Source organism: Bacillus sp. AFS037270 (assembly GCF_002585305.1).
Genome location: NZ_NUNF01000119.1, coordinates 1 through 14,566, shown reverse-complemented (window position 1 = coordinate 14,566; position 14,566 = coordinate 1). Strand labels below are relative to the sequence as shown.

Annotated in this window: 13 protein-coding genes; 8 read left to right on the top strand and 5 right to left on the bottom strand. The window is 37.4% G+C overall.

What is annotated here, in order from left to right:
* Positions 1 to 74: 74 nt before the first annotated feature.
* On the bottom strand, positions 75 to 1,208 hold the full coding sequence (locus COD92_RS31010) for a CAP domain-containing protein (protein WP_098532057.1): 1,134 nt from the start codon (positions 1,206 to 1,208) through the stop codon (positions 75 to 77).
* Positions 1,209 to 1,501: 293 nt separating this feature from the next.
* On the opposite strand from COD92_RS31010, the gene COD92_RS31005 reads away from it, so the two are divergent.
* Together COD92_RS31005 and adhE are read left to right on the top strand one after the other, a co-directional pair.
* Positions 1,502 to 1,729, top strand: a complete 228-nt coding sequence (locus COD92_RS31005) for a hypothetical protein (protein ID WP_098532058.1) — start codon at positions 1,502 to 1,504, stop codon at positions 1,727 to 1,729.
* Between the two features lie 135 nt (positions 1,730 to 1,864).
* Positions 1,865 to 4,468 carry a bifunctional acetaldehyde-CoA/alcohol dehydrogenase gene (gene adhE / locus COD92_RS31000; RefSeq protein ID WP_098532059.1) on the top strand — a complete coding sequence of 868 codons (2,604 nt, stop codon included), beginning with the start codon at positions 1,865 to 1,867 and terminating at the stop codon, positions 4,466 to 4,468.
* Positions 4,469 to 4,531: 63 nt separating this feature from the next.
* Here adhE and COD92_RS32445 read toward each other — a convergent pair whose 3' ends face one another.
* A complete protein-coding gene (locus COD92_RS32445; protein ID WP_176541323.1) occupies positions 4,532 to 4,672 on the bottom strand; it encodes a hypothetical protein in 141 nt (46 codons plus the stop codon).
* Between the two features lie 156 nt (positions 4,673 to 4,828).
* Between COD92_RS32445 and COD92_RS30995 the strand changes: the two genes are divergently transcribed.
* Both COD92_RS30995 and COD92_RS30990 read left to right on the top strand, forming a co-directional pair.
* Positions 4,829 to 5,590, top strand: a complete 762-nt coding sequence (locus COD92_RS30995) for an NAD-dependent protein deacylase (RefSeq protein ID WP_098532060.1) — start codon at positions 4,829 to 4,831, stop codon at positions 5,588 to 5,590.
* A gap of 95 nt (positions 5,591 to 5,685) precedes the next feature.
* The gene (locus COD92_RS30990) at positions 5,686 to 6,189 is read left to right on the top strand and encodes a DinB family protein (protein ID WP_098532061.1); all 504 of its coding nucleotides are present in this window, start codon (positions 5,686 to 5,688) and stop codon (positions 6,187 to 6,189) included.
* Positions 6,190 to 6,410: 221 nt separating this feature from the next.
* Here the strand turns inward: COD92_RS30990 and COD92_RS30985 are convergent, their stop codons facing one another.
* Both COD92_RS30985 and COD92_RS30980 read right to left on the bottom strand, forming a co-directional pair.
* On the bottom strand, positions 6,411 to 6,983 hold the full coding sequence (locus tag COD92_RS30985; RefSeq protein ID WP_306418575.1) for a YdeI/OmpD-associated family protein: 573 nt from the start codon (positions 6,981 to 6,983) through the stop codon (positions 6,411 to 6,413).
* Positions 6,984 to 7,031: 48 nt separating this feature from the next.
* Entirely contained in the window at positions 7,032 to 8,006 is a 975-nt protein-coding gene (locus COD92_RS30980; protein ID WP_098532062.1) for a 2-hydroxyacid dehydrogenase, read from the bottom strand.
* 573 nt (positions 8,007 to 8,579) lie between these two features.
* Between COD92_RS30980 and ftsZ the strand changes: the two genes are divergently transcribed.
* The 3 genes from ftsZ (at position 8,580) to COD92_RS30965 (ending at position 12,867) form a co-directional block, all read left to right on the top strand.
* Positions 8,580 to 9,749, top strand: a complete 1,170-nt coding sequence (gene ftsZ, locus COD92_RS30975) for a cell division protein FtsZ (protein ID WP_098532063.1) — start codon at positions 8,580 to 8,582, stop codon at positions 9,747 to 9,749.
* 370 nt (positions 9,750 to 10,119) lie between these two features.
* Complete coding sequence (locus COD92_RS30970) at positions 10,120 to 11,658, top strand: DHA2 family efflux MFS transporter permease subunit (RefSeq protein WP_098532064.1); 1,539 nt, start codon at positions 10,120 to 10,122, stop codon at positions 11,656 to 11,658.
* Positions 11,659 to 11,874: 216 nt separating this feature from the next.
* Positions 11,875 to 12,867 carry a proline dehydrogenase family protein gene (locus COD92_RS30965; RefSeq protein WP_098532065.1) on the top strand — a complete coding sequence of 331 codons (993 nt, stop codon included), beginning with the start codon at positions 11,875 to 11,877 and terminating at the stop codon, positions 12,865 to 12,867.
* A gap of 50 nt (positions 12,868 to 12,917) precedes the next feature.
* On the opposite strand, the gene COD92_RS30960 is transcribed toward COD92_RS30965, so the two are convergent.
* Complete coding sequence (locus tag COD92_RS30960; RefSeq protein ID WP_098532066.1) at positions 12,918 to 13,355, bottom strand: hypothetical protein; 438 nt, start codon at positions 13,353 to 13,355, stop codon at positions 12,918 to 12,920.
* 284 nt (positions 13,356 to 13,639) lie between these two features.
* Here COD92_RS30960 and COD92_RS30955 point away from each other — a divergent pair, with 284 nt between their 5' ends.
* Entirely contained in the window at positions 13,640 to 14,464 is an 825-nt protein-coding gene (locus tag COD92_RS30955; protein ID WP_098532067.1) for a formate/nitrite transporter family protein, read from the top strand.
* The last annotated feature ends 102 nt before the right edge of the window (positions 14,465 to 14,566 follow it).

Below are 14,566 nucleotides of genomic sequence, written 5' to 3'. Positions count from 1 at the left end.
AAGGCAAAGAACGCCTTCTTTCCCTGAGCGACTTATGCTTGTCGGGGCTGTTCAAGGCGCTTGCGCTTTTGTTTTTATTTTGCATAAAAATTTTCCGTATAGTATGGCTGTGACTCATTATTAAAGGCAACGCCTACACCGAGAAACGTGTACCCCTTACGCAGGATATTTTCCCGGTGCCCTAGTGAATTCATCAATCCCTCATGGGCAAAAATACTACTGAACTGGCCGTAAGCCAGGTTTTCACCCGCCAGCTGATACACGATATCATCTGCTGCCATCCGGTCAAACGGTGATTGCCCCTTTAGATTGGTGTGGTCAAAATAATTATGAACGGCCATATCAGTACTATGCTTTCGGGCGGTTACTTGTACATGCTCATCCCACGTAAGGATCGGAAGCTGGTGTTCAACCCGGGCAGAGTTGGTTAAGTCAAATAACTGATACTCAAAGCCTTCTTTTAACTGTGAGCTTGGTTTTGTATAAAAGTCTACTTTCTTATTTTCTAGGTCTTTGCTGATCAATTGAACAGCTGTAACAGTATTGCCTTCATGTTTATCATAAAAAACGGTGACATAGGTATTATCTATCAAGAAAATATCGTAGTCCTCCTGTTCAGGTAATTTGTAAAGGACAAGCCCTTTTTGAATACTGGTTAGGGGATTACCAAGCAGGTTACGAACTGTTCCTTTTGCTGCCCCTAATTTGATTCCTTTTTTGGAGGCAATTAAGTCTTGGTTGGAATATAAGCCAGCCACCTTATTTTCATTATTGTACATGACCATGAAGAAATTCTGGTAATTATCATGATAGGTATTCCAAGTGGTCCCATATTCATTAAAGGTAGAACGGTTAGGCGTCCCTAAGTTTTCGATAACGTCATCTTTACTATCGCCCAGTTCAATGTTAAAAATAGAGAAGTCCTGTTGTGCAGGTGTATTTAATTCTGCCTTTGACCCGTTATTTGATTCAGTTGATTGTTGATTCTGTTTAGTACTATCATCTAAAAGAACGCCAAGCTGTTTCAAGGCAGTATGGATTTCATTATATATGTTTTGAATGGTTTTTTTGACTTCAGGGTTGTCTTTTAAAGTATTCACTTCGGAAATACTATTGGTAAGGCTGGTATTGTCAAATTGTTTTTCTATAAAAGGCCAAGAAGAATGTATTAAAAAAATAGCAATAATAATAGTTAGAAACCGAAACATAGATTTTCCTCCATTTCTATTAGAATTTTAACCAAAAATCTTTAATAATATAAGTAATATGCTTATAGTAGTCATTATTTACATTGATATATTAATATAATGTTTTGGTTGAAAACGTTTACAGTTATTTAAACTCTATAGGCATTCTCTGATATCGAAAAGTGGATTAATTAGTGCTATAGAACTAAATTTAGTAAATGTAGCCAATGTTCAAAGATTGTTCAATATTTCACAAACTATTATCGTTTTTTCGTGTTATGATGTAACCATAAAGAAACAAGGAGTGATAAGACATGATGATTTGTGAATGGCAAACCTTCTCAACAGATGCTGAAACTTATACCCAAGACCTCTTCGAAGAAATAGTTGGTGACCCATTTGAAGCTATGCTGATGAAAGAAAATGAGGAGATTCCAAGTTGTATTTGGACAGTAAATTATGTAGTCATTGTTAAAAAATACTCCAAAGTATTAACAGAAATTTTATTTGAAAAAATCCCGCGCAATCCAGTGTGTGAATAATCATTTCATTGATTTTCAAAAAATCTTGTGAAATTATTCACAATCTAACGTTTCAATTTATGCTAAATTCGCAATCTAATTTTTTTATAAAAATATGTGAAACACTTCACATATATAATAATTGGAGGGAATATCATGGCAGTAGTAGAAAAGTCAGTAAAAGAAAAACAGAATGTAACAGACATGATTAATGGCTTAGTTGAAAAAGGTTTAAAAGCATTAGAGGTATTTAGAGGCTTTGACCAAGAAATGATTGATGAAATCGTTAAGCAAATGGCACTAGCAGGTCTTGATCAGCATATGCCGTTAGCAAAACTTGCTGTCGAAGAAACTGGAAGAGGCGTTTACGAGGATAAAATTATTAAAAACATGTTTGCAACCGAATATGTCTATCACAACATTAAATATAACAAAACAGTCGGCATCATTAATGAAAACGAACATGAAGGCATGATTGAAATTGCTGAGCCTGTGGGAGTCGTTGCAGGGGTAACACCAGTCACTAATCCAACATCAACAACGATGTTTAAAGCGCTCATTTCCATTAAAACACGTAATCCGATTATCTTTGCCTTCCATCCATCTGCCCAAAAATGCAGCAGTGAAGCAGCTAGAGTGTTAAGGGATGCAGCTATTAAAGCAGGAGCGCCAGAGAATTGCATCCAATGGATTGAAACACCTTCTTTAGAAGCGACACAAGCATTAATGAATCATAATAAAATTTCGATGATCCTTGCCACTGGCGGTGCGGGCATGGTGAAATCCGCTTATAGCTCAGGAAAACCAGCTTTAGGAGTTGGACCAGGTAACGTTCCATGCTACATTGAAAAAACAGCCAATCTTAAACAAGCGGTGAATGATTTAATTCTTTCAAAAACATTCGATAATGGTATGATTTGTGCTTCTGAACAAGCCGTTATTATCGATAAAGAAATTTACAACGATGTTAAAAATGAGATGATCGCTAATAACTGTTATTTCTTAAATGAAGAGGAAAAAGAAAAAGTAGAAAAGTTAGTCATTAATGAACATTCTTGTGCGGTTAATCCTGAAATTGTCGGTATGGCCGCCTATAAAATTGCTGCGAAGGCGGGAGTGACAGTTCCAGAAGGCACAAAAATCCTTGTAGCAGAATTGAAGGGCGTTGGTCCTAAGTATCCGCTATCTAGGGAAAAATTAAGCCCAGTCTTAGCCTGCTATAAGGTGAACTCAACTGATGAAGGTATTAAGAGAGCGGAAGAAATGCTTGAATTTGGCGGGTTAGGACACTCTGCAGTCATCCATACAAACGACCAAACCGTTATTAACAAGTATGGCATCAGGATGAAGGCAGGAAGAATTATTGTTAATGCTCCATCATCACAAGGTGCGATAGGGGATATTTACAATGCCTATATGCCATCTTTAACACTTGGCTGCGGCACATATGGTGGTAACTCTGTTTCTACGAACGTAGGGGCTGTACATTTAATTAATATCAAAAAAGTAGCTAAAAGGAATGTGAATATGCAGTGGTTCAAGGTTCCGTCTAAAATCTATTTTGAGAAAAACTCAACTCAATATTTAGCAAAAATGCCGAAAATCTCTAAAGCCTTCATTGTTACTGACCCAGGCATGGTGAAATTAGGATATGTAGACAGAGTGCTATACTACCTTCGTAAACGTCCGGATTATGTGCATTGTGAAATTTTCTCTGATGTAGAACCAGATCCATCTATCGAAACCGTTATGAAAGGCGCGGAAATGATGGCTAAGTTCCAGCCAGATGTCATTATTGCGCTAGGCGGCGGGTCTGCGATGGATGCTGCAAAAGGAATGTGGCTGTTCTATGAATACCCAGACGCTGAATTCTTTGGCTTAAAACAAAAATTCCTTGATATTCGCAAACGGATTGTAAAATATCCTCATTTAGGTCAAAGAGCACAATTTGTTGCGATTCCAACTACATCAGGAACTGGCTCTGAAGTAACATCATTCTCTGTTATTACAGATAAACAAGCCAATATTAAATATCCGTTAGCTGACTATGAATTAACACCTGATGTTGCCATTATTGATCCGCAGTTCGTTATGACTGTTCCAAAACATATTACGGCTGACACTGGTTTAGACGTGTTAACTCATGCAATTGAGGCTTATGTATCTTGTATGGCGAATGATTTTACAGATGGATTAGCCATGAAAGCTATTCAGCTTGTATTTGAATTCCTGCCTAGAGCTTATCGAAATGGAAATGATGAAGAAGCACGTGAGAAAGTTCATAACGCGTCTACCATTGCAGGTATGGCCTTTGCGAATGCATTCTTAGGAATTAACCACAGCCTTGCGCATAAACTAGGAGCTGAGTTCCATATAGCTCATGGACGTGCAAATGCAGTTCTATTACCGCATGTTATCCGTTATAATGCAACAAAACCGAAGAAGTTTACTGCATTCCCTAAGTACAATCACTTCAAAGCTGACAAGCGCTATGCAGAGATTGCAAGAACTTTAGGATTACCTGCTGCTACTACTGAAGAAGGTGTAGAAAGCTTAGTTCAGGCGATTATCCGCTTAGCTCTAGAATTGGAAGTTCCGATGAGTCTTGCAGCTAACGGTATTGATCAAGCAGAATTTGAAAGTAAAGTAGACTTACTTGCTGATAGAGCATTTGAAGATCAATGTACAACAGCAAATCCTAAGCTTCCGTTGGTAACTGAATTAGCAGAAATCTATCGCTTAGCATATAAAGGAATCTAATGAAATAACAACAAAAAACTCAAGCCACTAGGTTTGAGTTTTTTGTTGTCTCAAATAAGCTCATTAGAAAAACGATTTGACAATTTCTTCATGTTTATTACATACCGTACAGGTATACTCTATTTCTAGGGTATCTTCACGTACCATGTGTTCGGTTTCCTTTTGGCAGTGCTCACAATACAGGTTTCTTGGGATTTCAATCATTTTGTCAACATCCTTTATGTTTTATTCTAAAATCGTTCATTATAAGATTAATATCCCAGATATTAGTTGAAAAATTCTAAAAGGACATATAATATTTAAATCGTTTAAGTTAGATTTCTAGCAACTGTATGGGAGCCTTGGAAGGAGGAATTTTACATGGACAATAATACACTAGAAACATGCACCAAAATTTTAAAACATGCCAAGAACATTGTTGTGTTGACTGGTGCGGGTATAAGTACAGAGTCTGGAATCAAAGACTTTCGTTCGCGAACAGGGATTTATAAACATGCACCAGAATACATACTTTCGCTTGATTATTTTTATAAACACCCTAAGGAATTTTATCAGTTTGCAATTGAAAATTTATACCACCCTGACGCTGTACCGAATAAAGGACATCAAATTCTCGCTAAGTGGGAGGGAGAAGGCAGGGTTGGCTCTATTATTACGCAAAATATCGACGGGCTTCATCAAAAAGCAGGCAGCAAAAATGTGATAGAGTTCCATGGAACAATTAAAACAGCCACGTGTCAAAACTGCGGAAAGAGATATTCTACTAGTGAGATGATTAATCGTATCGAAGCCCTGGAAGACTTTTATTTGTGTAATCATTGTGAGACAAAGCGGAAACAGGACCGCTTTATTAAACCGGATGTGGTTTTGTTTGGGGATACTGGTGAATGGTTTTCGATGGAAGGTTTTAACCATATTCTTAACTTGATTCGCGGAGCAGACTGTTTATTGGTATTAGGGACCAGTTTAAAAGTAACGCCTTTCTCCACCTTCCCGCAATATAAAAGTGCCGGTGTCCCGATCATTATTATTAATAAGGGAGATACACCTTATGATTTCGCACCGAATACCTTTGTTATTCAAGAATCAATTGGGTCGACACTCACGAGGATTGTGTTTTAATTTCACTTTGTCTTTATTTATGTGCATGATATACTTTAGTTGCCAAAATTTGGCGAGGTATGGACAAGATTAAAGAAGTCGGAGGGAAGTACATAATGTTTACTTCTATTAATGAATTTAGCCAGGAATGGAACCAAGAAGCGGCGTCTACCCAAAAGGTTTTGGATGCCTTAACGGACGCGTCACTCCAACAAACAGTTTCCTCTGAAGACAGGACATTAGGGAGAATTGCCTGGCATATCGTTGCAAGTACGCCTGGCATGCTCAATGAGTTTGGGATTACGATGAACAATGTGGAAAACGCTGACAAAACCCCTGTAACTGCACAAGAGATTGCTGAGACTTTTAGAAAGGTCAGTGCGGATGTTGTGGAACAGGTAGAGAAGCAGTGGACAGATGAGTCATTAACGGAAATTCAAAATGTGTTTGGGATGAATATGCCTAAAGCGGCTACTCTTTCACTATTAATTAAGCATATTATTCATCATCGCGGCCAAATGACTGTTTTAATACGTCAAGCAGGGTTAAAGGTTCCGGGAATATATGGTCCGGCAAGAGAAGAATGGAGCCAAATTGGCATGGAAGCTCCGGCCTTATAGAAATGAGTTATCACCGGTTTATAAATCAAAACGGTGATATAATAATATTATGTAAACTTAAAATGAATAAAAAGAAGCCTGGTTGATTATTAAAACCGGGCATCTTTTTTTGAACGAATTATCTTTTAGCTTGTTTATATAATTCAATTGTTTTATAGCCTTCGCCTAAAACTGTCTCCATCTCAAGCTGGCGTTTTTCTTGTGTCTCTTTTCTTTTTGCACTAAATATACCGGGCCCAATCCTTTTGGTAGCCTGGAGTTAAATCATTGTATTTTTTTAAAATTTCTTCATCTTTTTGCAAGTATTGCTTTATATCTTCAATATTGTTAATGTAGTCATCCACACATTGGCTACTTTTATTGGTAGAAGATTTTTGCGTCTTCTTTGGAGTAGATTTTAAACCAACCACTGTAAAGACATCATTTAAGCTCACCATTCTTGCAAACTTGATATTGCTGTTAAGTACATAACCATCCTCATCGGAAGGCAGGGTACTAATAAAACTGTCGCGGTCTATGTATTCTTTATATACTTTATTATTCTTTTTGGGATAAGCAAAGTATAAATACCCGTTGTCCTCTAGCAGTTGTTTCTCAATTACATTTTGAAGTTCATTTATGAATTCCTCTAAGCTAAAAATGAAACTCATGATAAGATCATACTTGTCTCTTATTATAGACGAATCATATTCTAGCTCTTGAAATTCATCGACTTGTTCTGGTTTATGGAGGATAAGTTTGTTTTTGTATTTCAGCAAGTTTAATTTTTCAATTATACTCTTCGGGGCGGCCATAGTTTGTACTCCTTCACGATCATTATTAATGTGATAATCTCTTTCATCTTAATTCAGCACTTCAGGATTAATCAAGTTTTTAGGGCGTTTTCCTGTTAAGCCTGCAAGTAAATTTTCGACGGCAAGTTCGGCCATTTTTAGTTCTGTTTCATAGGTGGACGAACCAATATGTGGTGTCGTGACTACATTTGGAAACTGCAGCAAGGGATTATCCAATTTAATCGGCTCAATTTGGTATACATCTAAGGCCGCACCATGAATTTCCTTATTTCTTAGGGCTTGGATTAATGCTGTTTCATTTACCGTTCTTCCACGTGAGCCATTGACAAATATAGCGGATTTTTTCATCAGTTTAAATTCTCGTTCGCACATTAGGTTTTCTGTCTCTGGTGTGAGCGGTGTCATTAGGCAGACAAAGTCTGATTCTTTTAGCAGGGTATCAAGGTCGCAATAAATGGCTTTATATTTTTCTTCTGCCTGTAAATTTCGGTTCCGATTATGGTACAAGATATTCATATCAAATCCTAGGTTAGCACGTTTTGCAATTGCAGATCCGATTTTCCCCATCCCAATAATCCCCAGCGTTTTATGATGAACATCTATCGCATATTCTGCAGTAGTTAAATGGCCTTTCCAATTTCCTGATTTCACAAAGTGATCCAATTCAGCAATCCTGCGGGCAGAGGCTAAGAGGATTCCGAAAATAGCATCCGCTGTAGTATCTTCGAGGACGCCGGGCGTATTCGTTCCCATCACACCGCGTTTTGTCATCTCTTCAATGGAAAGGTTATTATAGCCGGTGGAATTATTCGATACAATTTTTAAATTTGGCGCCTGGTCAAGTAGTTCTTGATCGACCGGAAGAGCGAGTCCGACAATCCCTTCCACATTTTTTAGCGCCTGTTTAAAAACAGGATCTGTTTTAGGATTAATGCTATCAAATACGTGTACATCAAACTGTTCGTTAAGTTTTTCAAGAGCTTCTGTTAATTCAAAGTTATAAGCAATGATTTTTCGTTTCATGGTCTTAATCTCCTCATAATAGGAAGTCATGTTTATACTTTTTAAAGTGACATAAAGTGATAAAACAGTCAATAACTCTTAAAACAATACTTAAATAAATAGATCTTAATATATAATGATTTATTTAAGTAGTAGGCTCCGTTTAGTTCGGAAAGAATGGAAGAGCCTTTCGATAAAATGCTAGTAAAACTCATTCATCTCTATAGAGAAGCGGTCCATTATCATAGTGCTAGCAATGAGATTTATAATTGCTATCAGGTAGATAGCGACCGTTCTTGTCCCACTAGCATTCATTTTTTTAACATCTCATAATTCGACACAACTAGCCTTTTACCCGCTAATAGTCCAATATATCCAAAAAGACCGCAGTATAAAAAAGTTCAAAATAGCTAGAAAATGCCCTCATTTTTGAGCTTTTTTAAAAATTTTTTGTTGAAATGAATACGTCGTACTATACAAACAAGCCTATTATTTTGCTAAAATATTAAGTAGAATAATTGGGAAAAAAGTACTTTTTTCATTAAAGTTAATTTTCTGAATTATAAAGTAATAGTGGTTTAGGAGGAGTAGCGAATGTGGGATCTTGACATGAATATAGATCAAATTGCTAGAATAAAAGTTATTGGTGTTGGCGGCGGTGGAAATAACGCTGTTAACCGTATGATTGAGGATGGAATCCAAGGTGTTGAATTTATTGCTGTCAATACAGACGCACAAGCTCTTAATCTTTCAAAAGCGGAGATTAAAATGCAAATTGGTGCCACATTGACAAGAGGACTCGGGGCAGGGGCGAACCCTGAAGTCGGTAGAAGAGCAGTAGAAGAGAGTAGAAAGCAGCTGCAAGAGGTACTAGAGGGAGCCGATATGGTATTTGTCACCGCTGGTATGGGTGGCGGCACCGGAACAGGGGCTGCACCTGCTATCGCGGAAATTGCCCGTGAACTTGGTGCTCTAACGATTGGGGTAGTTACACGACCGTTCGGATTTGAAGGAAAACGTCGTGCAGTTAATGCTGCCAGTGGAATTGACCTAATGAGAGAAGCGGTGGATACCTTAATTATTATCCCTAATGACCGCTTACTGCAAATTGTCGACAAAAAAACGCCAATGCTCGAAGCTTTCCGTGAAGCAGACAATGTTCTTCGTCAGGGTGTTCAAGGGATCTCTGACTTAATTGCTGTACCAGGATTAATTAACCTGGATTTTGCCGATGTCAAAACCATTATGACAAACCAAGGGACTGCTTTAATGGGAATCGGGGTAGCCAAAGGCCCAGACCGTGCTGTTGAAGCAGCAAAAAAAGCGATTTCAAGTCCTTTACTCGAAACGTCGATTGATGGTGCTCAAGGTGTGTTAATGAATATCACAGGCGGAAGTAATTTAAGTCTTTTTGAAGTCCAAGAGGCCGCTGACCTAGTTGCATCAGCTTCTGACCATGAATTAAATATGATCTTTGGTTCCATTATTAATGATAATTTAAAAGATGAAATTATGATTACAGTCATTGCAACAGGTTTTACAGATGAATATAGTCCGTCCCAAAGACCGGCAGCATCTCCTGTAAAGGAAACTGTATCACAGCAAAATCGAGTAGAACGGTTTGAACCAACAATTCAGCAGGAGCATAGCGGACAAAGAAATTACCACGATGAGCCAAAACATGATTATGATGGTTCATATCAGGTACAAGAGGATTCACTCGACATTCCAACATTTTTACGTAATCGGAATAGAAGACGATAGTTTATAGCAAACACTCCCATTCATATTATTTGAATTGGGAGTGTTTTATTTTGTGAGTGATAATTTAATTCTTATGTCAGACCGTCCTGATATGGATTATTTTAACCATTTTAAAAATAACGATTAATAATCCTGTTTTAGATGAAAAATAGTTATAAAAATAGGTCTTTCCTCAAGGGTAATGGATAAATGGTTGATGTCGAAATGTTGTACTACCTGTATAAAAGTATGTGTTAGGGATAGTTTGATTCATATAAAACTCCGGATTAATAAGTATTTTCCAATTGCAATAATTGAACTAAAGGTATAAGATAGACTTTATGCGAATTAACGTACAAAATGACAAACAAAGCGTCAAGGGGGAAACTAAATGGAACAAACCAAACAACAACATACAAATCGTCCACCTTACGGTATTATTGCTGTATTAATGGTCGGTGCTTTTATCTCATTTTTAAATAATACGTTACTAAACATTGCACTGCCTTCTATAATGAAAGATTTAAACATTGAGGCATCAACTGTTCAGTGGCTTACAACAGGCTTTATGCTTGTAAACGGAGTTTTAATCCCGATTAGTGCCTATTTAATTCAAAAGTTCTCCGTTCGCCATATTTTCTTAGCAGCTTTAGGGTTATTTACCGCCGGAACCGTTCTGGCTGGATTTGCTCATGTTTTTCCGGTGTTGTTAGGCGGACGGATGCTACAGGCTGCCGGTTCGGCTATTTTAATGCCGTTGTTAATGAACGTAATGCTCGTAAGCTTTCCAATTGAAAAAAGGGGAGCGGCAATGGGAGTTTTTGGTCTAATTCTAATGTTTGCACCAGCGATCGGTCCTACTTTATCAGGCTGGATTGTCGAGCATTATGACTGGAGAATGCTTTTCCACTTTATTACACCAATTGCGATTATTGTTTTCTTAATTGGATTATTCTTGCTTAAAGATAAAAAGGAAAAGGTTAATCTTCGTTTAGATTTCTTATCCGTAATCCTTTCAAGTATAGGATTTGGCGGTATTCTTTACGGCTTTAGTTCTGCCGGAAGTAAAGGATGGGACAGCCCAGAAGTTTATGGAACGATTATGGTTGGGATTATCTCCTTGTTCATCTTTATTTGGCGCCAAACTAAGCAAGAAGCACCACTGTTAAATTTCCGTGTCTATAGGTATCCAATGTTTGCTTTATCATCAGTCATTTCTATGGTTGTAAACATGGCCCTGTTTTCCGGGATGATTCTTCTACCTATTTACACACAAAACCTGCGGGGAATTTCTCCAATGGATGCAGGATTATTGCTTATGCCTGGGGCTATCTTGATGGCGTTCATGTCACCACTTACAGGAAAACTATTTGATAAAATAGGCGGGAGAATATTAGCTGTCACTGGTCTAACGATTATTGTTGTGACGACATATGCTTTCAGCAAATTAACACTTCATACAACCTATACACATTTAATTATTATCTATTCTGTACGGATGGTAGGAATGTCGATGGTGATGATGCCAGTATCGACAAATGGTTTAAATCAGCTTCCAAAACGTTTTTATCCGCATGGAACGGCGATGAACAATACATTAAACCAGGTTGCTGGTGCCATCGGAACAGCATTAATGGTTACGATTATGTCAAACCGTGCTGAATCAGAGGCTAAAGAACTAGGTGCAGCCATGCAGCATTTAACTGCGCCGCCATCAAAGGCAGCTTTAGCAGAAATGAAACAGCATATCATGATGCAATCGATGTTAAATGGTATTAACTTTTCTTTCTTAATCGCAACGTTTATTGCAGCTATCGCACTTGTGTTATCCTTCTTTATCAAACGCTCTAAACAAGCCGAAGACCTTGAAGGAAAAAGCCAAGAAAAACCTAGCGATAAGAAAATATCGCCCAAACTTGCAGAAAACTAAGGTGCCTGACACCATTTGTGCTATAATTACGTTGTTAAAACTCATTTCTTTTAGGAGAAATGAGTTTTTTTATTTAGGAAGTTATCGAAAATTAAGGTTGAATTGAAATATTAAAGCTAAAAATGATAGCGTTTTATTTCGAAAAATTCACAAAATAAGTTTTAATGAAAGCGTATGCTATAATGAAAATAAAACTATCAGCAAGGGGAAATCGTAATGTTGAAGGATCTTTTCATTGGTTTATCACAAAATCAATTTTTAAATAGTGCCGCTAAAAAGTATGGATTAAAAATGGGGGCACAAAGTGTTGTCGCCGGGACTAATATACCGGAAGTTATCAAAAGTATTAAGGAACTTAATACTCAAGGTATATCTTGTACGGTTGACAATTTAGGGGAATTTGTCTTTAAAGAAGAAGAGGCGACAGCTGCAAAAGAACAAATTCTTAAAGTTATTGAGGCCATTCATGAAAATCAAGTGGATGCACATATTTCATTAAAACCAACACAAGTTGGATTAGATATTGATTATACCTTTTGTTTAAATAATATTAGAGAGATTGTCCACCAGGCGAGCCGATATGATATGTTTGTCAACATTGATATGGAGGACTTCAAACATTTGGAGTTGACCTTTAATCTGTTGGACGAATTATCACTTGAATATGATAATGTGGGTACAGTGATTCAGGCCTATTTTCATAAAGCGTTAGAATACCTGGAAAGATATCAAAACTACAGAATCCGGATTGTAAAAGGTGCTTATAAAGAGTCAGAAGAAATCGCTTACCAAGATAAGAAGGATATTGATTCAAACTTTATTAAATTGATTGAATGGCATCTCTTGAATGGAAAATTTACTTCGATTGCGACGCATGACCATCGGATTATTAATCATGTAAAAGAGTTTGTTAACCAAAACAATATTCCACATAACCAGTTTGAATTCCAGATGCTGTATGGTTTTAGAAAAGAACTTCAATTAAGTTTAGCCAGTGAGGGATATAATTTCTGTACGTATGTTCCTTTTGGAAATGATTGGTACGGTTATTTTATGAGACGTTTAGCAGAAAGACCACAAAATTTAAATCTTGTAGCTAAACAAGTATTTAATAAGAAAACTAACACTATCATAGGTGTCGCAGCAGGGGCGTTCTTATTAGGCAGATTAACCAAATCTAACAAAAAAAATAACAACAAAAGAAGATAAATTTATTGATACACCAAGAGCCAGGTTGCAAAAGAACCTGGCTCTTGGTGTCAGGCACCATTTGTAACAGCGTTGTAGGAGTAATTGCTGTCGTCCCATTGGTAGATTCCTTCTTGGAGTTTGATGATGGTGTCAAAAGGGCGGTTGACATGGTTAGTGTTTTCTGCAGGATGAGCATCATCGTCCTGTACGTCATTATGGCTCTTTTCGTAGATTAAATGTTGTTTTAAGGTGAGCATATCTGATTTGGATGCGATACGGATGATCTTATCTAGTGTGATTTTCTTTTCGCTGATTCCATAGCTGTTACAGATGCTTGTCTGAAAGCTTTTGTTATATTGAAGCATCATGTGTAAATCATTGATACAAGCAACGCCAAAAACATCTTTAATAACATCCTCATAACGAAGCTGCGTGCCAGTCGCAAATTTAATAATGTTTTTCTCCGGATTTTCTAATCGATAAACCGTCTCAATTGTATTTTCCATGGTAACACATCCATTCAATTAATAATTACTATATCATGAAACCAAAGCAAATAGGATTAAGCGATGGTGATAAGTGTTTTACTAGTGAAATTTAACACATGTATATATTATAACACATAATTAACCGCAAAATGTGACAGTAAAATCAGCTTGACGAAAAATTTGTCGAATGAAAGCGCTTCATAATTATTAAAGAAATATTCACAGGTTTCTGGATGAAAATGCTATAAAATAATAATATGTTAAGTATTTCACAAATAAAAGAAATTGAAGGTGTAGAGATTATGGGGTTTAGTAAACCTGATCAAATCATGGCCATTACGGTCGAAAACGGAGTTAAAAAAACCAAGTATGCACCACTTCAAACCATCATATTAGGTTTTGAAGCAGGAGCATTTATAGCCCTTGGTTACCTGTTATTTATCCGTGTAACCGCTACGTTAACCGGTAATTTAGAAGGATTAGGCAGTTTGATTGGTGCGAGCGTATTCCCGATCGGTCTTATTCTGACGTTATTGGCAGGCGGGGAACTTTTGACTGGGAATATGATGGCGGTGCCTTTAGCTAAGATGGCAAATAGGATCAGTACGGGAAAGTTACTATATAACTGGTTCCTTGTAACCATCAGTAACTTTTTAGGAGCCATTTTTGTTGCCTATTTCTTTGGACATCTTGTCGGCTTAACCGAAGCAACTCCTTTTTTAGAAAAATCCATTAGTATCGCAGACCACAAGCTGGAAGCAACCTTTCTCCAGGCGTTCATTTCCGGGATTGGCTGTAACTGGCTGGTTGCATCTGCTGTTTGGCTTTCATATGGTGCTAATGACATGTCTGGAAAAATCTTAGGTATTTGGTTTCCAACGATGGCGTTTGTTGCCATCGGATTCCAACACGTTGTGGCTAATATGTTTGTCATTCCTGCAGCCATCTTTGCTGGACATTTTACATGGATAGAATATATTCGTAATTTTATCCCAGTCTTTTTAGGCAATGCCGTTGGCGGAACGATATTTATTGCGATGGCTTATTGGCATACCTATAAAAAATATCTGCCTGTCTTAACAGAGGCAAAGGTCGTTAAGCCAATGGCGAAAACTGGCATAAGATAAGAACAAAAGCGCAAGCGCCTTGAACAGCCCCGACAAGCATAAGACCAGCTGGCCGAAACGTTGCTTTTTAACCTTTTGGACGGATTGGCTCATGACCTCGAG